At 36.4% G+C, this 22,757-nt stretch carries 22 protein-coding genes; 16 read left to right on the forward strand and 6 right to left on the reverse strand.

All coding sequences use genetic code 11. The features are described 5' to 3' along the window. The first annotated feature begins 176 nt into the window (after positions 1 to 176). From AAIE21_RS27460 to AAIE21_RS27485, 6 genes are all read left to right on the forward strand, one after another. Positions 177 to 1,319, forward strand: coding sequence for a cysteine desulfurase family protein (locus tag AAIE21_RS27460; RefSeq protein ID WP_343269616.1), 1,143 nt, complete (start codon positions 177 to 179; stop codon positions 1,317 to 1,319). Between the two features lie 6 nt (positions 1,320 to 1,325). Next, entirely contained in the window at positions 1,326 to 2,537 is a 1,212-nt protein-coding gene (thiI, locus tag AAIE21_RS27465) for a tRNA uracil 4-sulfurtransferase ThiI (protein WP_343269617.1), read from the forward strand. A 180-nt stretch (positions 2,538 to 2,717) separates the two neighbouring features. Next, entirely contained in the window at positions 2,718 to 2,915 is a 198-nt protein-coding gene (locus AAIE21_RS27470; RefSeq protein ID WP_017153881.1) for an alpha/beta-type small acid-soluble spore protein, read from the forward strand. Between the two features lie 150 nt (positions 2,916 to 3,065). Continuing rightward, positions 3,066 to 4,652 (forward strand): acyl-CoA synthetase MbcS, encoded by a 1,587-nt coding sequence (mbcS, locus tag AAIE21_RS27475; RefSeq protein ID WP_343269618.1) that lies wholly within the window; start codon positions 3,066 to 3,068, stop codon positions 4,650 to 4,652. A 120-nt stretch (positions 4,653 to 4,772) separates the two neighbouring features. Continuing rightward, positions 4,773 to 5,204: a VOC family protein gene (locus AAIE21_RS27480; RefSeq protein WP_343269619.1), complete on the forward strand. Its 432-nt coding sequence runs from the start codon at positions 4,773 to 4,775 to the stop codon at positions 5,202 to 5,204. An 85-nt stretch (positions 5,205 to 5,289) separates the two neighbouring features. After that, complete coding sequence (locus AAIE21_RS27485) at positions 5,290 to 6,852, forward strand: amidohydrolase (protein WP_343269620.1); 1,563 nt, start codon at positions 5,290 to 5,292, stop codon at positions 6,850 to 6,852. Positions 6,853 to 6,931: 79 nt separating this feature from the next. Here the strand turns inward: AAIE21_RS27485 and AAIE21_RS27490 are convergent, their stop codons facing one another. After that, positions 6,932 to 7,735: an NAD kinase gene (locus AAIE21_RS27490; protein WP_343269621.1), complete on the reverse strand. Its 804-nt coding sequence runs from the start codon at positions 7,733 to 7,735 to the stop codon at positions 6,932 to 6,934. 193 nt (positions 7,736 to 7,928) lie between these two features. On the opposite strand from AAIE21_RS27490, the gene AAIE21_RS27495 reads away from it, so the two are divergent. The 5 genes from AAIE21_RS27495 (at position 7,929) to ackA (ending at position 12,344) form a co-directional block, all read left to right on the forward strand. Further along, a complete protein-coding gene (locus AAIE21_RS27495; RefSeq protein ID WP_343269622.1) occupies positions 7,929 to 8,567 on the forward strand; it encodes a DUF2953 domain-containing protein in 639 nt (212 codons plus the stop codon). Positions 8,568 to 8,576: 9 nt separating this feature from the next. Continuing rightward, entirely contained in the window at positions 8,577 to 8,972 is a 396-nt protein-coding gene (ytfJ, locus tag AAIE21_RS27500; protein WP_343269623.1) for a GerW family sporulation protein, read from the forward strand. A 134-nt stretch (positions 8,973 to 9,106) separates the two neighbouring features. Next, complete coding sequence (gene tpx / locus AAIE21_RS27505; RefSeq protein WP_343269624.1) at positions 9,107 to 9,607, forward strand: thiol peroxidase; 501 nt, start codon at positions 9,107 to 9,109, stop codon at positions 9,605 to 9,607. A 261-nt stretch (positions 9,608 to 9,868) separates the two neighbouring features. Further along, a complete protein-coding gene (locus AAIE21_RS27510) occupies positions 9,869 to 10,858 on the forward strand; it encodes a class I SAM-dependent methyltransferase (protein WP_343269625.1) in 990 nt (329 codons plus the stop codon). Between the two features lie 292 nt (positions 10,859 to 11,150). Further along, the gene (gene ackA, locus AAIE21_RS27515) at positions 11,151 to 12,344 is read left to right on the forward strand and encodes an acetate kinase (RefSeq protein WP_343269626.1); all 1,194 of its coding nucleotides are present in this window, start codon (positions 11,151 to 11,153) and stop codon (positions 12,342 to 12,344) included. Between the two features lie 21 nt (positions 12,345 to 12,365). Here the strand turns inward: ackA and AAIE21_RS27520 are convergent, their stop codons facing one another. Next, entirely contained in the window at positions 12,366 to 12,803 is a 438-nt protein-coding gene (locus tag AAIE21_RS27520; RefSeq protein ID WP_343269627.1) for an NUDIX hydrolase, read from the reverse strand. Positions 12,804 to 12,912: 109 nt separating this feature from the next. Here AAIE21_RS27520 and AAIE21_RS27525 point away from each other — a divergent pair, with 109 nt between their 5' ends. Then, positions 12,913 to 13,746, forward strand: a complete 834-nt coding sequence (locus tag AAIE21_RS27525; protein ID WP_343269628.1) for an EcsC family protein — start codon at positions 12,913 to 12,915, stop codon at positions 13,744 to 13,746. Positions 13,747 to 13,775: 29 nt separating this feature from the next. Here AAIE21_RS27525 and AAIE21_RS27530 read toward each other — a convergent pair whose 3' ends face one another. The 3 genes from AAIE21_RS27530 to AAIE21_RS27540 form a co-directional block, all read right to left on the reverse strand. Beyond that, positions 13,776 to 14,426: a YitT family protein gene (locus tag AAIE21_RS27530; protein ID WP_343269629.1), complete on the reverse strand. Its 651-nt coding sequence runs from the start codon at positions 14,424 to 14,426 to the stop codon at positions 13,776 to 13,778. A 913-nt stretch (positions 14,427 to 15,339) separates the two neighbouring features. Beyond that, positions 15,340 to 17,118, reverse strand: coding sequence for a C39 family peptidase (locus AAIE21_RS27535; RefSeq protein WP_343269630.1), 1,779 nt, complete (start codon positions 17,116 to 17,118; stop codon positions 15,340 to 15,342). Positions 17,119 to 17,627: 509 nt separating this feature from the next. Beyond that, positions 17,628 to 17,945 carry a radical SAM protein gene (locus tag AAIE21_RS27540; RefSeq protein ID WP_343269631.1) on the reverse strand — a complete coding sequence of 106 codons (318 nt, stop codon included), beginning with the start codon at positions 17,943 to 17,945 and terminating at the stop codon, positions 17,628 to 17,630. 166 nt (positions 17,946 to 18,111) lie between these two features. Between AAIE21_RS27540 and AAIE21_RS27545 the strand changes: the two genes are divergently transcribed. The 3 genes from AAIE21_RS27545 to AAIE21_RS27555 all read left to right on the forward strand — a co-directional run bounded on the left by AAIE21_RS27545 (position 18,112) and on the right by AAIE21_RS27555 (position 21,262). Further along, the gene (locus AAIE21_RS27545; RefSeq protein ID WP_343269632.1) at positions 18,112 to 19,317 is read left to right on the forward strand and encodes an argininosuccinate synthase; all 1,206 of its coding nucleotides are present in this window, start codon (positions 18,112 to 18,114) and stop codon (positions 19,315 to 19,317) included. Next, positions 19,314 to 20,702, forward strand: coding sequence for an argininosuccinate lyase (gene argH / locus AAIE21_RS27550; RefSeq protein WP_343269633.1), 1,389 nt, complete (start codon positions 19,314 to 19,316; stop codon positions 20,700 to 20,702). The genes AAIE21_RS27545 and argH overlap by 4 nt, the downstream gene beginning before the upstream one ends. 218 nt (positions 20,703 to 20,920) lie before the next feature. Then, positions 20,921 to 21,262 (forward strand): zinc ribbon domain-containing protein YjdM, encoded by a 342-nt coding sequence (locus tag AAIE21_RS27555; protein ID WP_343269634.1) that lies wholly within the window; start codon positions 20,921 to 20,923, stop codon positions 21,260 to 21,262. 136 nt (positions 21,263 to 21,398) lie between these two features. Here AAIE21_RS27555 and AAIE21_RS27560 read toward each other — a convergent pair whose 3' ends face one another. After that, positions 21,399 to 21,578, reverse strand: coding sequence for a ProA domain protein (locus AAIE21_RS27560; RefSeq protein ID WP_343269635.1), 180 nt, complete (start codon positions 21,576 to 21,578; stop codon positions 21,399 to 21,401). 115 nt (positions 21,579 to 21,693) lie between these two features. Between AAIE21_RS27560 and AAIE21_RS27565 the strand changes: the two genes are divergently transcribed. Next, complete coding sequence (locus AAIE21_RS27565) at positions 21,694 to 22,389, forward strand: hypothetical protein (protein WP_343269636.1); 696 nt, start codon at positions 21,694 to 21,696, stop codon at positions 22,387 to 22,389. The last annotated feature ends 368 nt before the right edge of the window (positions 22,390 to 22,757 follow it).

Raw genomic sequence — 22,757 nt, forward strand, 5'->3', positions numbered from 1 at the left:
TGTAAATTCTCGGATGATGTTGCTATAATGAATAGCGGAATACAGCAGTGTTTTTCGTTTCAAAATACAAAAGTATACTTCTGTATGTAAAAATGGAACCTTTGAGTATGTTTAGCGTAATTACATGTATTTATGATATGATTATATGATGTGACAGCGCTGAAAGGGGAAGAACGATGATCTATTTTGATAATAGTGCGACGACGAAACCATATCCAGAAGCCCTTCAATCTTATGTAACGGTTGCAGGGAAATATTTTGGAAACCCTTCTTCTATTCATTCGCTCGGAGGAGAAGCAGAGCGTTTATTAACACAATCAAGAACGATTGCAGCGCAGCTCCTTCATGTTAAGTCTTCCGAGATTATTTTCACATCAGGTGGAACGGAAGGAAATAACCTTGCGATTAAAGGAATAGCGATGAAGAATCGTTCTCGTGGCAAGCATATTATTACAACAAATATTGAACACGCGTCTGTGTTTGAAGCATATAAACAATTAGAAGGTCTTGGCTTTGATGTTACTTATTTACCTGTAAACGAACATGGTATTGTATCAGTCGAAAATGTAAAACGAGCGCTTCGTGAGGATACAATCCTTGTTTCGATTATTCATGTGAATAATGAAACAGGAGCGATTCAACCTGTTTCTGAAATTGGTGGATTGTTAACCGACTATCCGAAAGTAAGATTCCATGTAGATCATGTACAAGGGATTGGAAAAGTACCACTTGATCTATATGCTTCTCATATTGATCTTTGTTCGATATCTGGACATAAATTTCATAGCGTAAAGGGAACAGGGCTTTTATATGTACGTGATGGCGTAAGATTAGATCCGATTTTATCAGGTGGTCAGCAGGAACTTCGTTATCGTTCTGGTACAGAGAATTTACCTGGTATTGTTGCGATGGTTAAGGCACTACGTATGACAATGGAACATATGAGAGAAAAGAGTGACCACTTACAAAAGTTACAAGCGGAACTCTTCCACTTCTTCAAAGGAATGGAAGATGTAACGATTAATACGTCGCTTCAATATGCAGCACCGCATATTTTAAATGTGTCATTCGCTGGTTTAAAACCAGAAGTAGTGGTTCATGCTCTAGAAGAACGTGACGTATATGTATCAACAAAATCAGCTTGTTCTTCAAAAGTAAATGAAGTAAGTCGTGTGTTAGTAGCAATGGGAGTGCCGCATGCCGCTGCAGCAAGTGCGATCCGTATTAGTTTTGCCCCTGAAAACACGATGGAAGAAGTAAAACAATTTGAAGGAATTATCAAAGAAACATTGCCAAAATTATACGAAGTGATGAGGTAAAGAAACATGATGACATATGAATATATTTTAGTTCGTTACGGTGAAATGACGACAAAAGGAAAAAACCGTTCCAAGTTTGTAAACACGTTAAAAGATAACGTTAAATTTAAATTAAAGAAGTTCCCAAATATCAAAATCGATGCAACACATGATCGCATGTATATCGAGCTAAATGGCGAAGACCATGAGGCGATTGCAGACAGATTACAAGATGTATTTGGGATTCATAAGTTTAACTTAGCGATGAAAGTGCCATCAGAATTAGAAGAAATTAAAAAAGGTGCGCTTGCTGCTTTCTTACAAGTCAAAGGCGATGTGAAAACATTTAAAATTACAGTGCACCGTTCCGATAAGCGATTCCCAATGCAAACGATGGAGTTACTTCCAGAGATTGGTGGTCATATTTTAGAAAATACAGAAGACATTACAGTAGATGTTCATAATCCAGATGTGAATGTGCGCGTAGAAATTCGCAGCGGTTATAGCTACATTATGTGTGATGAGCGCATGGGAGCTGGCGGATTACCAGTTGGTGTTGGCGGAAAAGTAATGGTACTTCTTTCTGGTGGAATCGATAGCCCAGTAGCTGCTTTCTTAACAATGAAGCGCGGTGTATCAGTGGAGGCAGTGCACTTCCATAGTCCGCCATTCACAAGTGAGCGTGCGAAGCAAAAAGTAATTGATTTAGCGCAAGAGTTAACGAAGTATTGCAAACGTTTGACGCTTCACCTTGTTCCGTTTACGGAAGTGCAAAAAACAATCAATAAAGAGATTCCATCTAGTTATTCTATGACAGTAATGCGCCGTATGATGATGCGTATTACAGAACGTATTGCAGAAGAGCGTAATTCACTTGCAATCACGACTGGTGAAAGTCTTGGACAAGTAGCGAGCCAAACGTTAGATAGTATGCATACAATTAATGAAGTTACAAACTATCCAGTAATTCGTCCGCTTATTACGATGGATAAACTAGAAATTATTAAAATTGCAAATGAAATTGGAACGTATGATATTTCAATTCGTCCATACGAGGACTGCTGTACAGTATTTACACCAGCAAGCCCAGCGACAAAACCCAAGCGTGAAAAAGCAAATCGCTTTGAATCAAAATATGACTTTACACCACTTATTGAAGATGCTATTGCTAATACAGAGAAGATCGTACTACAAACAGTAGAAGTGGCTGAAGAAGAGCAATTTGAGGATCTTTTCTAAAAGTGCTTGTTCAAAAAGGAGGATAAAGTGAAACTTTAATCAGTGGGGCATCCCCCACTGATTATTAGTTGAACCAATCGGACTTTTTGAATATCTTTTAAAACCATAAATTACCATCTCTAGATATGTATGAAGTCATATGGTTTATCACACTCTATATTCACAAGGAGGTGATACCATATGGCACGAAGCACAAATAAATTAGCGGTTCCTGGTGCTGAATCAGCATTAGACCAAATGAAATACGAAATCGCTCAAGAGTTTGGAGTTCAACTTGGAGCTGATTCAACATCTCGCGCTAACGGATCTGTTGGTGGCGAAATTACAAAACGTCTAGTTTCACTAGCTGAACAACAATTAGGCGGTTTCCACAAATAATCCCATATACGATGGCTTAGAAGGAGCGGGTTTCCCCGCTCCTTCTTTTTGTCGACATGTAATTAAAAAATTTGTCAAAAGAAGTAGGTTTAAAATTTACTGAAAATTCTTTATTATATAAGGGAGACATAGAGAAAAAGGAGGATGATTATGAAGAGGGAAGAATTATTAGCACCGCCATCTTATAACTTAGTTGCAGAGATAGAAAAATATACAAATGACGAGCAGAAGCTTGCGTTAATTTGGCAGGATGATGAAGGGAATAGACGTGAGGTTACATACCGCGAATTGATAAAAGGAGCGAATAAAATTGGAAACGCTTTTATAAAGAGTGGTTTGCAAAAAGGGGATAAGCTTCTTATTATGATGCCACGCTTAATTGAAGCGTATATGACGTATATTGCTGCAATTAAAGCGGGGTTTGTAGTCATTCCAAGCTCAGAAATGCTTCGCAAAAAAGATATTGAATATCGCATCCAGCACGGAGAAGTAAAGGCAATTGTCAGTCATGAACCGTATATTCAGCAATTTGAAGGTGTAGAGATGATGGAGTCTCTTCAAAAATTCGTATTGAGCGAGCAGTCAGTAGATGGTTGGATTAATTTAAAAGCTGCATTAGAAACAGAAAGTGATGAATTAGCAATCGCAAAGACAGACCGAGAAGATATGGTCTTTTTATCTTATACATCCGGGACGACTGGAAATCCAAAGGGCGTTGTTCATACACATGCCTGGGGCTACGCGCATTTGCGTACAAGCGCTCCGAATTGGCTTGGAATAGAAGAGAATGATGTTGTATGGGCAACGGCTAGTCCGGGGTGGCAAAAATGGATTTGGAGTCCTTTTTTAGCAACGCTCGGTTCAGGCGCAACGGGGTTTGTGTATCACGGTAAATTCGAACCGAAAACATATTTACAGTTATTAGATGATAATAAAGTGAATGTGCTTTGTTGTACGCCGACAGAATATCGCTTAATGGCAAAAGTAGAGAACCTGCAGCAGTATAATTTAACAGCTTTACATAGTGCTGTATCTGCAGGAGAGCCGCTGAACCGAGAGGTAATTGAAACATTCCAAAAGCATTTTAACGTTACAGTCAGGGATGGTTATGGTCAAACGGAAAACACATTGCTCGTTGGTGTTATGAAAGGCATGGAGATTAAGCCGGGATCCATGGGAAAACCAACGCCAGGTAATCATGTCGACATTGTAAACGAAGAAGGACAACCTGTATCTGTTGGAGAAGTAGGAGATATTGCTGTTCATATTGAAACGCCAGCACTCTTTAAACAATATTATAAAGATGATGAGCGAACAGCGATGCAATTCCGTGGTGATTATTATATTACAGGTGATAAAGCGAAAAAAGATGAAGAAGGCTATTTTTGGTTTGAGGGCCGTCGGGATGATATTATCATTAGCTCTGGTTATACAATTGGGCCATTTGAAGTTGAAGATGCGCTTGTGAAACATCCGTATGTAAGGGAGTGTGCAGTAGTGGCAAGCCCAGATGAAATCCGCGGAAGTGTCGTAAAGGCATTTATCGTCTTAAGAGACAATGTGCAAGAAAAAGAAGATACACTAATTTCTTTACTCCAAGAGCATGTTAAAGAATTAACAGCACCTTATAAATATCCTCGTAAAATTGAATTTGTAGACGAATTACCAAAAACGATTTCCGGAAAAATTAGACGCGTTGAACTTAGAAAACAAGAAATGGAATTAGGGTTAAAGTAAAAAAGACTGGAATTAGATTGTTGCATATGCATGTAAGATTATGATATGATCTAATGGAACGTATGTTCTGTTTCGAGTGTGAGATGATTACCAAAAAATTTAAAAAAAGAGGTGCCTTTTATGATTTTAGGTATTAACCCGTATTTAGTTTTGGATGGTAATGGACAAGAAGCGGTGAAGTTTTATGAACATGCATTAGATGCAAAGGTTGAAATCATGCAAACATTTGGAGAAATGCCTGAAACTCCAGAGTTCACTGTTCCGGATGAAGTAAAAGACCGCGTTTTACACGCGCACTTAAAAGTTGGGAATACGGACCTTATGATTTCAGATACATTCCCAGGTAAAGGACATGAAATTGGATCACAAGTAACGATAGCGATTAGATTAAGTGATGCAGAGAAGGCAAAAGAAGTATTTGAAAAATTGCAAGATGGCGGTGAAGTCATTATGCCAATTCAAGAAACTTTCTGGAGCCCGGCATATGGACAAGTAAAAGATAAATTTCACATAGAATGGCAAGTGTCAACAATTCCAGCTAATGAAAATTAATTTTTGGGAAAAGCACCATGTTTGCAAAGTGGTGCTTTTTTTCTACGCTTCATTTTCGTAGACTAAAAGAAAAAGGGGTGAGAAGATGGGAGAAATTTTGTTCGGCGGACATATTTATACAATGAATGAAGAGGGGGGAAAAGTTGAAGCTGTTTATGTAGAAGAGGGAATGATTCTAGATACGGGTAATAAAAAAGACTTAGAAGGTCGTTATGAACCTGAGCGGGTGCATAATTTAGAAGGAAGAACGATGATTCCAGGTCTTGTGGATAGTCATATGCATCTTATTGGGCATGGGGAAAGGTTACTTCGATTAGATTTGTCTGCATGCACGTCATATCAGGAAATGCTCCTGCTCATTAGAGAGCGGGTGAATGAAGCGGCAGAGGGTATATGGATTGTTGGTGAAGGTTGGAATGAAAATAATTTCACAGATATGAAAAACGTCCATGTCCGTGATTTAGATGCAATTTCGAAAAAACATCCTATCTTATTAAAACGCGTTTGTCGTCATGTTACATGGGTGAACTCTTACATATTGGAAATGGCAAATGTAACAGCAGAAACGCCAGACCCAAAAGGCGGAAAAATTGGTCACGGAGTATCTGGAGAACTAACAGGGCTGTTGTATGAACAGGCGCAAGATTTAATTAAGCATGTGCAGCCAGAAATTAACGAAGCTTATTTACAAAGAGCATTGCAAACAGCTATTCAAGATTGCTGGAAATATGGACTAGTAGGAGGGCATACAGAAGACCTAAATTATTATGGTGGTTTTCAGAAAACATATCGTGCGTTTTCTCACGTAATAAAAGAAATGCCGTTCAAATCCCATTTACTTGTACACCATGAGGTAGCAAGTGAACGAAAAGAATATGAGAATCAGCATTATATTGAATTCGGAGCGATGAAGATTTTTTCAGATGGCTCATTTGGCGGAAGAACAGCATTATTAAGTGAGCCATATGCAGATGCGAAGGAAATAAATGGTGTCGCCATTTTTTCTCGTGAAGAATTAGCTGAGCTCGTAAAAAAGGCACGTAACTTACATATGCCAGTTGCAATTCATACAATCGGTGATTTATCGCTTGAGTATGTGATTGATGCGCTAGAATTACATCCGCCGGCAGAGGGGCTACGCGATCGTATCATTCATTGTCAGCTTGCGCGCGAAGAATTAATTGCACGGATGAAGTCCTTGCCTGCTATCATTGATATTCAGCCTGTATTCGTCTCATCTGATTTTCCATCAGTGATTGAAAAGTTAGGAGAGCATCGGCTTCGGTATGCGTATGCTTGGAAAACATTGCTCGGTGCCGAATTACATTGCGCAGGTGGATCAGATGCTCCAATTGAACAAGTAAATCCCTTTTTAGGAATCTATAGTGCAGTAACGCGGAGAAGCTTTATTGATGGGGCATGTTACATACCTGAAGAGAAGTTATCCGTATTTGAAGCTGTCTCTTTATTTACAACTGGAAGCGCCTATGCGATTGGAAAAGAAGGTAAGCGCGGTAAAATTATAAAAGGATATGAAGCGGATTTTACCATTATAGATCGTGACATATTTGAAATTGAATCAGAGGAAATAAAAAATATACGAGTTGCCGCAACTATAATAGATGGCCAGACGGTCTATCAAGAATAATATCGATTACTCGATAACAATCGAGGTATAGATCGTAAAAAACGAGTGCCAGGGAATCTCCCAGCACTCGTTTTTTTGCTTATAAAAACGTTCTCTGTACTTTTTCCCAGAACGAATTGTTTTTTAGTTTTACTGTTTTAATTTGTTTATCGCTTAAACGTACGACTGCTTTTTCGACTTGTTTAATGCTAAGTGCTTCATTATCCATGCCGATAACAGGGTAATCATTACCGTCTGGAGCAAGCTTCAATGTTAATGTACGTTCATGGTTTAAAATAAACGGTGATCCAAGTGTACGATATGTGTTGTTATTTAAAGAAGCAAGTTCGCTTATTTGGAAGCATGGAATGAGTGGATCGACAACCGCGCCATGCAATGATTTATTATAAGCTGTACTTCCTGTCGGGGTAGAGATAACTAAGCCGTCTCCTCTAAATGTTTCAAAATATAAATCATCAACATGCACATCTACTACAAATGTTTTAATGATGCTAGAGCGTAAAGAAAACTCATTTAAACAATGGAAAGATGTGTCATTATCAACATCTATTTGAATTGTTGGGTATTTACGCACTTCAATTTCATTTTGTGTAATTTCTTGAAGGGCTGTATCGACATGATCAATATGGAAATCACAGTAGAAAGAAATTTCATCTTTCGTAGAAACACCTGCATATAAGCAATCTTCTCTAAAGCCTGTTTTACGAACGGCTTGTAAGAAGGTTCCATCATCTCCGATACTGACGATAGCGTTTGCATTTTTTGGATGATTTAATATGGTAAATCCATTTTCCTCTAAAATACGATATATTGGCTTCATTTTTTCGACAAGCGCTGCTTTGTCATCACCATAAAAGAAAAATAAATTGCGACGATCTGCCATTGTGTATCCCTCCATTGCAGTCAAATTTAGCGTTGTGCCCCATTAGAAAAAATCTGATGGTATGCTCAAATAGTATATTTCGATATAAAATGTCAAAATCCCTCTTTATTTTTAGAAAAATTTTTATATTCAATTTTATCATTACTTGTTTAATCCTGTTTGAACCTGTCGATAATGGATGTGGAGTGAAAGGATGGTACGAATGAAGTGGCTTGTAATTGGAATTGGAATTCTTCTCTTTCTCATTTTACTTATACTATTGTCGAGACTATCGCTTAAAGTGACGTTTTTATATTCAGAAATGGAGAAACAATGTTTATTTCAAGTGAAAATATGGATGATTCACTATACGTTTGATATTTTAGAAAGAATTGAAAAACAGCAAAAAAAGATTGGACAAAAAATTGAGAAAGCAGAAGAAGATGGCGGTATTGACAACAAAATTATGGCACAGCTTGATAGTATCGGGGAACTGATAAAAAAGCTTGAACAGATCCATACTACCCTTAAAGGTTTTCTTAAAAAAGTGAAAATCAATAGTTGGAAATGGCATTCGCAAATTGGAACAGGCGACGCAGCTAGTACTGGAATTGTCACTGGATATGCATGGGGACTAAAAGGAATGGCTGCCGGGGTCTTGGCACAATATACACGTGTTATTGATATACCGGAGTTTGAGATTACGTCTGTGTTTCAAGGGAAGGGATTTGCATCGAAAGGTGAATTAACAGCATCCTTTCACATATATCGCGCCGTAGTGGCAGGAGTGAAAATACTCTGGTTTATGAGAAAACAGAAATCTGGTGTAGCCGGAAATTCTATTCAAACGTAGGAGGATAAAATGGATCATCCAATTCAAGGTTTAATGACAACTGCAATGCAGCATTTAAAACAAATGACAGATGTAAATACAATTATCGGCGATCCAATTAAAGCAGCGGATGGAAGCGTCATTTTAACGGTTTCTAAAGTGAGCTTTGGATTTGCTGCTGGCGGGAGTGAATTTGGAAGAATAGATAGCTCGGGCCGTCATCCATTTGGTGGAGGGAGTGGTGGTGGTGTTTCCATTAACCCAGTCGCTTTTCTCGTTATAAATGGAGAAGGGATAAAAGTATTACATTTAGATAAACAGACACATGTGATTGATAAAATCATTGAGTTAGCACCACAAGCTGTTGATAAAGTGAAAGAAATGATGGAGAAGCGAAAAGGTGATGAACCAGAATTTGAAATCTAGCAGCGAAAAGAAGCTAATCGATTGGTTAGCTTCTTTATTTTTTGTAAATAAAGCGATTTTATTTGCATTCTGCACAGGGACAAACTATCATTTACATTGTACATATTTTGTTTAAAATAAGGGAGGATTTTCAAGTGGCAAATGTAACTTTTAAAGGTAACCCAATTACTTTAGTTGGAACAGAAGTTAAAGTTGGCGATCAAGCGCCAAACTTCCAAGTGCTAGCAAACGACTTATCTCCAGTAAGTTTAGAAACATACAAAGGTGAAGTGAAATTAATTAGTGTTGTACCATCTATCGATACAGGTGTGTGCGATGCACAAACTCGTCGTTTTAACCAAGAAGCAGCTGGTATTGAAAACACGAAAGTATTAACAATTAGTGTGGACCTACCATTCGCTCAAAAACGCTGGTGTGCAGCAAACGGCTTAGAAAACGTAGCAACACTTTCTGACCACCGTGACCTTTCATTCGGTGAAGCTTACGGCTTAGTAATGAAAGAGCTTCGTTTACTTGCTCGTGCAGTATTTGTAGTAGATAGCAATGACAAAGTAGTTTACGTAGAATACGTAAGCGAAGGTACAAGCCATCCGAACTATGAAGCAGCATTAGAAGCAGCAAAATCTGCGAAGTAATGTGAATGAAGGCGGCCTCTTTGTGAGAGGTCGTTTTTTCTCATATAGTGTCGACGGGACGATATCTTGTGTCGAATCGCCGATATATTGAAAAAAAGCGCTGATATATAAGAAGAAACGGTCGATATATGAGAAAAAACGCCGAGATAAAATTTCAATTTGAAAAGGGAGCTCTAAAAAAGAGGTCGCTTTTTCTTTTGGCAAAAAATTAGATTGTGGTATGATATAAGTTATGTGTAATTGACTGAAGGAGGAATATATGTGAGTCAGACAGTAGAAACATTATTTTCTATTTTTGATTCTTCTACCGTAATTTTACGTAAAGAATTGGATGTAACATATTTAGAAGCGCTTGTGGAAACAGGAGATAACTTGTTTGAAGGAGCGATTCTGCAAGAGGAATTATCTGAATCAACAATTGAACGGTTGAATCGTGAATATAGTAAGTTTAATGAAGAAAAATATAAAAGCGAGGAAATTCGCAAAGCATTTCAGCTTGCCATCCTAAAAGGGATGAAAGAGGGTGTACAAGCCAATCACGAAATGACGCCCGATGCAGTTGGAATGTTTATGAGTTATTTGTTCCATAAATTTATGAAAGACCAAAAAGAAATTGTTGTTTTAGATCCTGCCATTGGAACAGGGAATTTAATAACGACAATCTTTAATGGTACGCAAGAAGGAACAACAATAAGTGGATTTGGTGTAGAAGTAGATGACTTGCTTGTTAAACTTGCTTTAGTGAATGCAAATTTACAAAAGCAAGCAATTGAGTTTTTCAATCAAGATGGATTAGCACCGTTATATATTGATCCAGTTGATGCAGTTGTTTCTGATTTACCAATTGGGTTTTATCCAAACGAAATTGGTGCAAGTGAATATACTTTAAAAGCAGATGAAGGAATGTCTTATGCACATCACTTATTTATTGAACAAAGTGTGAAGCATACAAAAGAAGGCGGGTATTTATTCTTCTTAGTACCTAACTTCATCTTTGAAAGTGATCAAGCACCAAAACTGCATGCTTTTATTAAAGAAACAAGCTTTATTCAAGGGCTATTACAGCTTCCTGTTTCCATGTTTAAAAACGAGAAAAATGCAAAAAGTATATTTGTTCTCCAAAAGAAAGGTCCAAATGTAACGATGCCAAAACAGGCGTTGTTAGCGGAATTACCTAAGTTTTCCAATATGAAAGCAATGGAGAATATGATGACTCAATTGAACAACTGGTTTGCAACACATAAATCATAATGTGTGTAACAGAAGTGCACTTAGATATAGTACAGTTTTATATTGTGCCTAATAACTTTTAATATATACAAGATAAAACTGAATTTTTTTGAAATCTGTAATATATATTTTTTCTTGGTGTTACAATTTTTTCACTTGAAATATATGTCGTACGATGTTTAAATTAAACTCGTGAGTATAAAATTTACTGAGAATGAAACGTTTTCATTTTTAGTGAATTTAATCAGATAAAATCGAGCGGTTTGTGGCTTGATCCACATAACTACCAAGAGAAAAAGGGGCGAAAGACTAGATGTCAAAAATCATCGCGATTAATGCAGGAAGCTCTTCCTTAAAGTTCCAATTATTTGAAATGCCAAGTGAAAAAGTATTAACAAAAGGTTTAGTAGAACGTATCGGTTTAGAGGATGGTATCTTCACAATTACTGTGAACGGCGAAAAACAAAAAGAAGTTACAAATATTCCAGATCATGCAGTAGCCGTTAATATGCTTCTTAACAAATTAACTGAAAATGGTATTGTGAAATCTCTTGATGAGATTGGCGGTATCGGTCATCGTGTTGTACACGGCGGCGAAAAATTTGCTGATTCTGTTTTAATTACTGATCAAGTATTAGCAGATATCGAAGATTTAAGCGACTTAGCACCACTTCATAACCCAGCAAACGTTGTTGGTATTAAAGCATTCCAAGAAGTACTTCCGAATGTACCAGCAGTAGCAGTATTTGATACAGCATTCCACCAAACAATGCCAGAATCTGCGTATCTTTACAGCTTACCATACGAGTACTATGAAAAATTCGGCATCCGTAAATACGGTTTCCACGGAACTTCTCATAAATATGTAACTGAGCGCGCGGCTGAATTATTAGGTCGTCCACTTGAAAGCTTACGTTTACTTTCTTGTCACTTAGGTAACGGTGCAAGTATCGCAGCTGTAGAAGGCGGAAAATCTATCGATACTTCTATGGGCTTCACTCCACTTGCGGGTGTAACAATGGGTACACGTTCTGGTAACCTTGACCCTGCGTTAATTCCATACATCATGGAAAAAACAGGTCAAACTGTAGAAGAAGTAGTTAACGTGTTAAATAAGAAAAGTGGTATGTTAGGTCTTACTGGTTTCTCTAGTGACCTACGTGACATCATTGCAAAAGAAGAAGAAGGCGACGAGCGTGCGAAAGTAGCATTAGACGTATTCGTAAGCCGTATTCATAAATACATTGGTTCTTACGCAGCTCGTATGAAAGGTGTTGACGCAATCATCTTCACAGCTGGTGTAGGTGAAAACAGTGCAATCGTTCGTGAGCGCGTATTAGAAGGCCTTGAATTTATGGGCGTATACTTTGATGCAAAACGCAACAACGTATTCGGTGAAGAAGCATTTATCAGCTTCCCTCACTCTCCAGTAAAAATTATCATAATTCCAACTGACGAAGAAGTTATGATTGCTCGTGACGTATTACGTCTTGGAGACATCGGTTAATATATAAAAAAAGACGGAATCCTATAGGATTTCGTCTTTTCTTTTTGCTGTGAGGAAATTCATAAGTCCATTTGGGTACAATATTTTTTCTTGTTCGAGAAATGCTGTAACGGGAAGCCACTTTGCATATGCATTTGGCTCTGCATCTCGTATAACAAGTATTTCGATTTCATACAGTGATGTATCAACAAAACGAAGTGAGTACAATTGAATAATCTCATGTCCAATTTCTTTATCTACATAAAAGATGTTTTCAAGGCATTCTAAGTAATCACGTACTTCTACCTGTGTCCCTAATTCTTCCTTAAATTCACGAATCACCGTTTCAGCTGATTTCTCTCCAAATTCAATAGAACCGCCGAGTGGTCTGTAATATGTTCCACTTTCTGTAATATACTCTTGAACGAGAATTCGTTCGTTGTGAAGTACAATTCCAAATGCCTTTGAACGTGGGTACATATAATAACCTCCTATGTACTGGATAAACATATGTTTAGTTTATCAGATTTACAAAGAAAAACCGGAAATATGTTACAATAGAAAAAAATTGAGCGAGGTGGTTGTTGCGATGCGGTCAAAGCGAGAACAAGCCATTTTACAAGAGGTTAAAAATTGGGAAGGACAATTGTTAGAACAAGAGTCTACCGATTTTCAAAAGGTGTTTGATAAGTGGTTGCATGCTTCAGTTGCAAAGGTTCCTGAGAAAAAGCGAAAAGAATTTTTTGCGAAAGCAGACGGATGGTTATTCCATCTCCATGCATTGATTCAAAGCTCACAATCACAGCTTGATGCACGCAATCGTATTTTAGGAACAGCACGATTGTTTGATGAATCGATTGAACAGCTGGAAGAATTGAAAGGATTGTCCATTGATCAATTAACATATATAGCAGAGCAACAGACAGCGCGTCATCGTTTATATTCTTTCGTGCAGGGAGGAGCGACCGGAGTAGGTGGTTTGCTATTATTAACTGCTGACTTTCCTGTTATGATTACGTTAAATGTAAAGGCCGTTCAGCTTATTGCGACATCGTTTGGGCATGATGTGAACAAGCCTTATGAAATGATGCTTGCTTTAAAAGTATTCCACGCTGCCCTGTTGCCAGCAAGACTCCAGCAATATGCTTGGTATAACTTGCTTCAGGAGTTAGAACAAGAGGATTCATTTTTTTATGAAGGGGAAGAGGAAGTGTTAAAACCAGCTTCTACAGAAGTTGTATTAAAACAAATTTTGAAGACTTTTTCCATCTATGCGCTTCGCCGTAAATTATTCCAGGGGGTGCCTGTGTTAGGGATTGCGATTGGCTCTACGGTGAATTATCGTCTAACGCGGAATGTAACGGAATTTGCAAACAGGTTCTACCAAGTGCGTTACATATTAGAGAAAGAAAAAAGTGTATAAAAAAAGCGAAAGGCAAAGGCCTTTCGCTTTTAGTTTGTTGCATGTTTTTTTGACATTGGAATAGATACTGCTTTCTTTTCTGTTTTTGGATAATAAATTAAATCCAATGTTTTTGCCTGAACGGCAATTGAAAGAATAGTAAAAGCAATTTCTGTCCATGTTAAATAATATAATGAAAGCGCTAGAACAATCGCGTCAAAGACGAAGAAAATTTGCCCAATTGTAAAGCGAGTTTTTTTACTTAGTATAATTGTTAAAATATCGTCTCCACCGGTTGCACCGCCAAATCGCAATATAAAACCGAGGCCAATACCAGCTAACGCGCCACCCACTACTGCTGCTATCCATAAATGATTTGATAAATCTACCGCAAATGGAGAATAATTTTCCATGAAAGAATAAAACACTCCGAATGAAATCGAACCCATAAATGAATAGCCAACCATTTTTTTACCTAAAAATGTAGCGCATAGTAAAATGACCGGGATATCCATCAATACAGTTGAAATTGACGGTGAAATATCAAAAAAGTGTTGTATAAATAGCGCGATTCCTACAAATCCACCTTCTGTTAAATGGTTTTGGAAATGAATGTGATATAGTGCGGCTGATAAAATAAATGAACCGATTAAAACCATGAAAATTTCTTTAATAATTTGTCGACTTTGGATGTTCCTCATCGTTATTCCTTCTTTCCGTAGTTAGTAGTTCTTTTCATCTTGTAAACTAACTACGAGCCCATGTAGCCTTCAGTTAGTTTACATCAAACTAACTACGCTATATGTCGCTGAAGAAATAACGAATAATCCTCTCGTCCATCAATTCTCCCTACTTTCGTTTTAGTTTAAGCCTAAAAACGACTAAACAAAACGTGGAGTAAGATTTGTTATTTAGCAATCTTGCCCTCTTCTTTGTTTTGTTTAGTAATTATCAATGCGACTTAAACAAAACGCTATGTGTAAGAAGAGTCTTTTCGTTGCCAAATTATCCTTCGGGCAATCATAATTTCCCCACTCTCGTATTTTTTTCGCTAGACAAAGTATCTGAGCTGAAAAAATACGCTACGTGTAAGATTCATCAATTCGATGCCACATGCTCCTTCGAGCGATCATGATATCTAAATCCTTTCTGTAAAAGATTTTATATTATTATATCATACTTTCTAAAAATGTATGTGGATGGAAACCGACAATAATAGGAGGAAAAACTACATAATTTGCAGGTTCATAGCGTCGGAATTAGGATTCTCGTATATTTTTGTAGAATAATCTTGGTAATGACGAGTTTGGTATAAGGACTAAAGAGAAAAATCCATACTAAAGAAAAATTATTCATCGCGTGGATTTAGATTATTTTTATCATCTTTGTCTTTAAAAAAAGCATCCCAACTAATGACACTAAGAAAAGTAAGAACGATAATGATAAAAGCTTTCATGAACTGTATGCTCCTTTCAAAATCTCTTTTATTTATTATATGGGATAAAGACAAATATTTATAAGTGGTTTAGGGAAATAGGAGTGTATGATAAAAAAATAAATTTGTAAAATAAAAGAGCTAAAATGAATGCCATTTTAACTCTTTTTTCGTGTTCACTACATACTTAATGCTTTTTTGCCCATATAGTTGTAGCTACTAATAAATTTGTTTTTGGGGATTTTAGCCCCTTTACCACGTCGAAGAGGGTCATTAATATATACATAATCATTATCGTACCCAGTGACTAATACTGCGTGCATATCAAAATCAGCTTGTATCACTTTTCCAGATAAAGTTTTCCAACTTTTTGGAGCTACAGGATGTGAAAAAGATGCTGTAATCCAAGTTACAACCGGTTTGCCTTGTGCTACTAAACGCTCAATTTTAGAAAAATCAGAGCCTGTTAAATTGATACCGTTATTTGTATAACGATCTAATACTCTTTTTAATGGCGCTGGGTCAATCGAATATCCAGGAGATGCGCCTGTTACATCTCCGACAAATCCAACTGAAGGATCCCCCCACGTTAAAATAGATCCAGCGCTTCGTATCATGGGTGTAGAATCGACAGGTAATTGTTTAGCAAGCGTTAGTTTGTCTACATTATGTCCATGATATTTTAGCATCATTGTCATGGAAACGACTTCACAGCCATTATGTAATTCAGGTAGTTGGAAAATCATTGGAGCATCTAAATACACAGATTCTTTTTTCATGACCCCATCTTCATATAAGTAATACCATTTTCCATTATCTTGGATCCATCCAGTAGCCATATTGCCGCCATTATGAAGGTAGAACCAGTTAACGCCATCAAAATACCACCCGGTAGCCATTACCCCATTAGGTTGAAGAAGATACCAAGAACCGTTAATTTTCGTCCATCCAGTAGCCATATTGCCGCCATTATGAAGGTAGAACCAGTTAACGCCATCAAAATACCATCCTGTGGTCATTACACCGTTAGGTTGAAGAAGATACCAAGAACCGTTAATTTTCGTCCATCCAGTAGCCATATTGCCGCCATTATGAAGGTAGAACCAGTTAACGCCATCAAAATACCACCCGGTAGCCATTACACCGTTGGGTTGAAGAAGATACCAAGAACCATTAATTTTCGTCCATCCAGTAGCCATATTGCCGCTATTATGAAGATAGAACCAGTTAACGCCATCAAAATACCACCCGGTAGCCATTACCCCATTAGGTTGAAGAAGATACCAAGAACCATTAATTTTCGTCCATCCAGTAGCCATTGCGCCATTGTCATGAAGATAATACCAGTTACCTTGTTCGGATTTCCATCCAGTTACTTTCTCATTATTTGAGTAATAGTACCAAGTATTACCTTCTTTAATCCAACCTTTTTTTTCGACTTTCTCTTCCTCGTTTGTATCTAATTTCGTATTACTTTCTTGAATTTGTTCTTTTTTATCAGGCATTACATTGTTTTCTTGAATCTGTTCTTTATTATCAGGAGTTACATTGTTTTCTTGAATCTGTTCTTTATTATCAGGAGTTACATTGTTTTCTTGAATCTGTTCTTTATTATCAGGAGTTACATTGTTTTCTTGAAATTGCTCCTTTTTATCAGGAGTTACATTATTTTCTTGAATCTGTTCTTTATTATCAGGAGTTACATTGTTTTCTTGAATTTGTTCCTTTTTATCAGAAGTTACATTATTTTCTTGAATCTGTTCTTTTTTATTAGTTGAAACATCATTTATGGATTCATCTTTTTTTAACGTTTTTGTTTGTTCATTTGTTTTGGAATGAGAGGAAGAAGACTCTTCTGTAGGAAGGCGGTCTTTACTGATTTCTGTGTTCGCATAACTATGTACGGGAGATAATAATAAAGCACTAGATAAAATGATAATAGGAAGTTTTTTTTTCATATTTACAATCCTTTCTTTGTTTACCTGATAAATAGATAGCTAGGTTCATTAAATTATTAGTTTTTAATATATATCTAATTGGAATGGCTTTCCTATTCCACATGTGCATCATGATACAATAAAAAACTTTGGATTGCGAGAAGTTTTTTTATTGTATAAATAGGGATTAAAAAACCGATATAAAACCATTCCTTTTAGGTGGGAGAGAGGATCCGCTCATGGGTAGAAGCGGTCAGTGCCTATTTTAGCCCCATGCCATGTGAAAACAGAAGGAGAAAATGAATGAAGACCTTCTTTTCGTAGCTGTGCCTTATATGTTGGAAAATTAAAATGGATATATATAAGAAAAGAGGGGTCAATCTATGAGAGAGAAGTTTTATCTTGTTAGTTGCGGCAGTAAGACTTCTAGCTTAAAATTCAGTGAAAGTAAAGAAATAGATTTATATGAAAAAGGATGGAATTACTATAAAAAAAAGCATCTATTTGTAGATGCTTTTTTATCTGGCTTATTATTGATGCGTTTTCCCCTCAGACACATTTTGAGTAAGGCGATACCAAAGCCATAAATCGTTAATGATGGAGGCTAGATTTGCGATTTCAGAATTGAGTCTACAGGAAATTTCAAAATTTTCTTCGTTATTTAAGCGATGTTGTTTTTGATTAATATGATATTCAAGTTCTTGTATACGATCAGGAATTTTCCCGCGAATTTGTTCCCACTTTAGTAAAATAGCATGCTGTACTTTTTCAGGAATATATTCCCATTCTTCTTGTAACTCAGGCACTTCTATTCCTAGGTGTTCATCGTATATAAAATATTGTTCCATATAGACACCCCCATTTTCTGTTTCCATTGTACCGAAAAAAAGAAAGAAGTTCGACGAAATTGTTTGAAAAATTTTTACTAATATCTCTTGATTCATTTTATAAAAGGTGTTAAAGTTTGAATTAATATTAATCATAATGAATATTTATTCTTTAGGGGGATATAAAATGGAGAAGAAAAAAGTTGTGTTAGCATATTCCGGAGGTCTTGATACTTCCGTTGCAATTAAATGGTTACAAGAGAAAAATTACGATGTTATTGCACTTTGTTTAGATTTAGGGGAAGGTAAAGATTTAGAGTTCGTAAAAGAAAAGGCAATTTCAGTAGGTGCTGTTAAATCATACATGATTGATGTACAAGAAGAATTTGCGAATGAATATGCATTGATGGCTCTGCAAGGTCATACGTTATACGAAGGAAAATACCCACTTGTTTCGGCATTATCGCGTCCATTAATTGCGAAAAAGCTAGTAGAAATAGCAGAACAGGAAGGAGCAAGTGCAGTAGCTCATGGTTGTACAGGAAAAGGGAATGACCAAGTTCGTTTTGAAGTTTCTATACAAGCATTAAATCCATATTTAGAAGTCATCGCGCCAGTACGTGAATGGAAATGGTCACGTGAAGAAGAAATTGCATACGCAAAAGAAAACGATGTGCCAATTCCAATCAATTTAGATAGTCCGTTTTCAATTGACCAAAACTTATGGGGACGCAGCAATGAATGTGGGGTTTTAGAAGATCCATGGGCAGCACCTCCAGAAGATGCATATGAAATGACATTAGCATTAGAAGATACACCGAATAAACCAGAATTTGTAGAAATTGGATTTGAAGCAGGTGTACCAACAACATTAAATGGCACTTCCTATTCACTTTCGGAACTAATCAAAACATTAAACACTCTTGCTGGAAAACATGGTGTTGGACGTATTGATCATGTGGAAAACCGTCTTGTTGGGATTAAATCACGTGAAGTGTATGAATGTCCAGCAGCAATGACATTACTTACAGCACATAAAGAGTTAGAAGATTTAACGCTTGTAAAAGAAGTAGCTCATTTTAAACCGATGATTGAGCAAAAATTAACAGAACTTATTTATAACGGTTTATGGTTCTCACCTTTAAAACAAGCACTTGTTGCTTTCTTACAAGAGACACAAAAATCAGTAACAGGTACAGTGCGCGTGAAATTGTTTAAGGGCCATGCAATTGTAGAAGGACGTAAATCAGAATACTCTCTATATGATGAAAAACTAGCAACATATACAGTGGATGATGAATTTAACCATGATGCAGCAGTTGGCTTTATTTCTTTATTTGGTCTTCCAACAAAAGTATACAGCCAAGTGAATCAGAAGAAGGTGGAAGCGTGAGCAAACTTTGGGGAGGTCGCTTTACAGCAGAAGCAGAAGAATGGGTCGAGGAGTTTGGAGCTTCCATCTCCTTTGACCAGCAATTAGTTGTAGAAGATATAGAAGGAAGTATCGCTCACGTCACGATGCTTGCGAAGCAGGGAATTGTGACAAAAGAAGAAGCAGAGAAAATTAAGGAAGGCTTACAACATTTACTAGAAAAAGCGAAAGCAAATGAGTTAACTTTTTCAGTAGATGCTGAGGATATTCATTTAAACATTGAAAAGATGTTAATTGAGCAAATTGGTGACATTGGTGGAAAACTTCATACAGGAAGAAGCCGTAATGATCAAGTTGCGACAGATATGCATTTATATTTACGTAATAAAGTGAAAGATATTATAAAGGCAACGAAACAACTGCAATCGGTTCTTGTTCATCAAGCAGAGAAAAACATTGAAACCATTATGCCAGGGTATACACATTTGCAGCGCGCGCAGCCAATTTCGTTCGCTCATCATGTACTTGCATACTTTTGGATGCTAGAGCGTGATGTAAATCGGTATGAAGATTCACTAAAACGTATTAATATTTCTCCGCTTGGCGCAGGTGCTCTTGCGGGGACGACATTTCCGATTGACCGTGTGTATAGTGCAGAACTCCTCGGCTTTGAAGGAATCTATGAAAATAGCTTAGATGCGGTAAGTGACCGTGATTTTATATTAGAGTTTCTTAGCAATTCATCCATATTAATGATGCATTTATCGCGCTTTTGCGAAGAGCTCATTTTATGGAGCAGTCAGGAGTTTCAATTTATTGAAATGAGCGACCAATATGCAACAGGAAGCAGCATTATGCCGCAAAAGAAAAACCCTGATATGGCTGAACTCATTCGTGGTAAAACAGGGAGAGTATACGGTAATCTATTTAGTTTATTAACGGTAATGAAAGGTTTACCGCTTGCTTATAATAAAGACTTACAAGAAGACAAAGAAGGAATGTTTGATACAGTTAAAACAGTAGAAGGCTGCCTTCATATTATGACTGGCATGCTAGAAACGATGACTGTAAAAAAAGAAAAAATGGGGCAAGCCGTAACACAAGACTTCTCTAATGCAACAGAAATTGCTGATTACTTAGCAAGCAAAGGACTTCCGTTTCGCCAAGCGCATGAAATTGTCGGGAAACTTGTTCTTCATTGCACGCAAAAAGGAATCTATTTATTAGATGTACCATTAGAAACGTATCAAGAAATGAGTCCGTTATTTGAAGAGGATTTATATGAAGTTCTTTCGCCATATGCAGCGGTAAAACGCCGTAATAGTGCAGGTGGGACAGGGTTTGAACAAATTCAAAAAGCTTTGGAAAAGGCTAAAGTGTTAGTGGGAGAGACTGTAAATTTATAAGGATGAGAGGATACTAAGTTCCATACAGGAGCAAAGTATCCTCTTTTTAATTTGCAGACAAAATGTTCACATAAAGTTGGCTTGTCAATCTGAAAATACTATGGCAGTATATAAGGAATATCCCTACTTTTCGTGAATTTTAAGTTCGTAATTGTTATGGTTATGAAGCTATAAAAAGGGAATTGAAAGTAATTTTTATAATGGAGGAAATAAAAAAAATGCAAAACTTACCAAACTGTCCGAAATGTAATTCAGAATATACGTATGAAGATGGAAGTCTTTTTGTTTGCCCAGAGTGCGCGCATGAGTGGGCTTTAGAATCAGAGACTGAAAATAGTGAAGATACAAAAGTTGTGAAAGATGCAAATGGAAATATCTTAAACGATGGGGATGCTGTAACAGTAATCAAAGACCTGAAAGTAAAAGGAACTTCATCCGTTATCAAAATAGGTACAAAAGTAAAGAGTATCCGTTTAGTTGATGGAGATCATGATATCGATTGCAAAATTGACGGTTTTGGAGCTATGAAATTAAAATCTGAATTTGTTAAAAAGGTATAAGGATAATCTTATATAAGTGATTGAAAAGACGTTCAGTAAAGTGGTTTTGCCACGGAATGAACGTTTTTTTATTATGAAAAAAGAGGTTATACAATTGTATAACCTCTAATAAGTGTAATGTTATGTCATTTTTTCCTTATTCATATTTATGCCTATTTTCTGTAATACGAATATACTCAATATCCATTAAGTCACGGAGTAATGCACCATGGCTTAGCTCAACGCCGTGCTTTTCTTTAAAATGAGAACAGATTGTATCGAGCATTTCAATTTCTTCATCATTTACATCTAAAATAATTCGTTCGTAATCTCCCATATAGTATTCCTCATTTCGTTTTTTTTTAGCGTAACCGAAATTTACTTATTGTATAACAATATCTGTATTTTATATGTTAATGTTTTATTATTAGGATGTTAAAAAATAAGGGGAGATGGAGTTGTTTTATAGGTTTGTCATTATTTTATATACGGTCATTATAGTTACACATGCTTTTCCTGATATCTTTAATTTACAATATACAAAACCTATGTATATCGCTCTTTTTATTTTTTGTATATTTGTAATGGATTGCTGTATCTCACTATGGATATATCGAAGAAAACAGGAACAAAATAAACAGGAGAGAAAGAAGGAAAAACGGAAAAAAACATTTTGGATGATGACATACGTTTTTGTTTTTCCAATAGTTCTGAGTTTTGTAAGTGAACGTATAGCGGAAAAGACATTCGATTTAAAGCTTGGGGCAACAATGTTTTTCTATTATTTCTTTTTTCACTTTATTCCTTATATGAGTGAAAAGACTGGGGAAGATGAGGATACTTTTGAAAAAGATATAAAGGAACAAGAAGATAAAATGGTAGAAGAAGAAATGGAGCAACTAGCTAAACAAAAATGGTATTTCAATTCAACGCTTATCTTCATTTTTTGTTTGGTTACACCACCAATTGGTTATTTATATGTATTTCTTTTACGAAAAAAAATGACATACTATGCGAAAATGGGTTATTTGACACTTGCAACCATTACAATGGGATTATGGGCAATGAAGTTTTTACCGTCATCCTTATACGCGATTGTCATCGTTTTTATAGCATGCTTTGTATTTATTGGGAAATATGTAAAATAAAAAACACCAAGTTTTATACATTTTACTGAGAGACAAGGATAATGAAGTTTAAGGCTAAATCTAGCAATGAAGGCATGTTGTTAAACAATTATATGATAATAAAAAAGGAGTGGGGAATTCACTCCTTTTATCACTACATGTTTTTTGTTTTTTATTACGACAATTAGTGATTAAAACCATGAAAAATAGGCGTATCAAGCAAAGTGCTGATACACCTTAAAACTACATTATGGGGTAGCGTCACACATCCATCAACTTAAGGTATATTTTCATACAAAATGCGGTCTTTTCATATAGTTTATTATTATCTTTTATAGATTTTATAAAAGTGGGCATATCAAATAAACCCTGACGGGTTTCAATTTTTT

This window comes from Paenibacillus sp. 102, from assembly GCF_039549175.1.
GTDB lineage: Bacteria > Bacillota > Bacilli > Bacillales > Bacillaceae_G > Bacillus_A.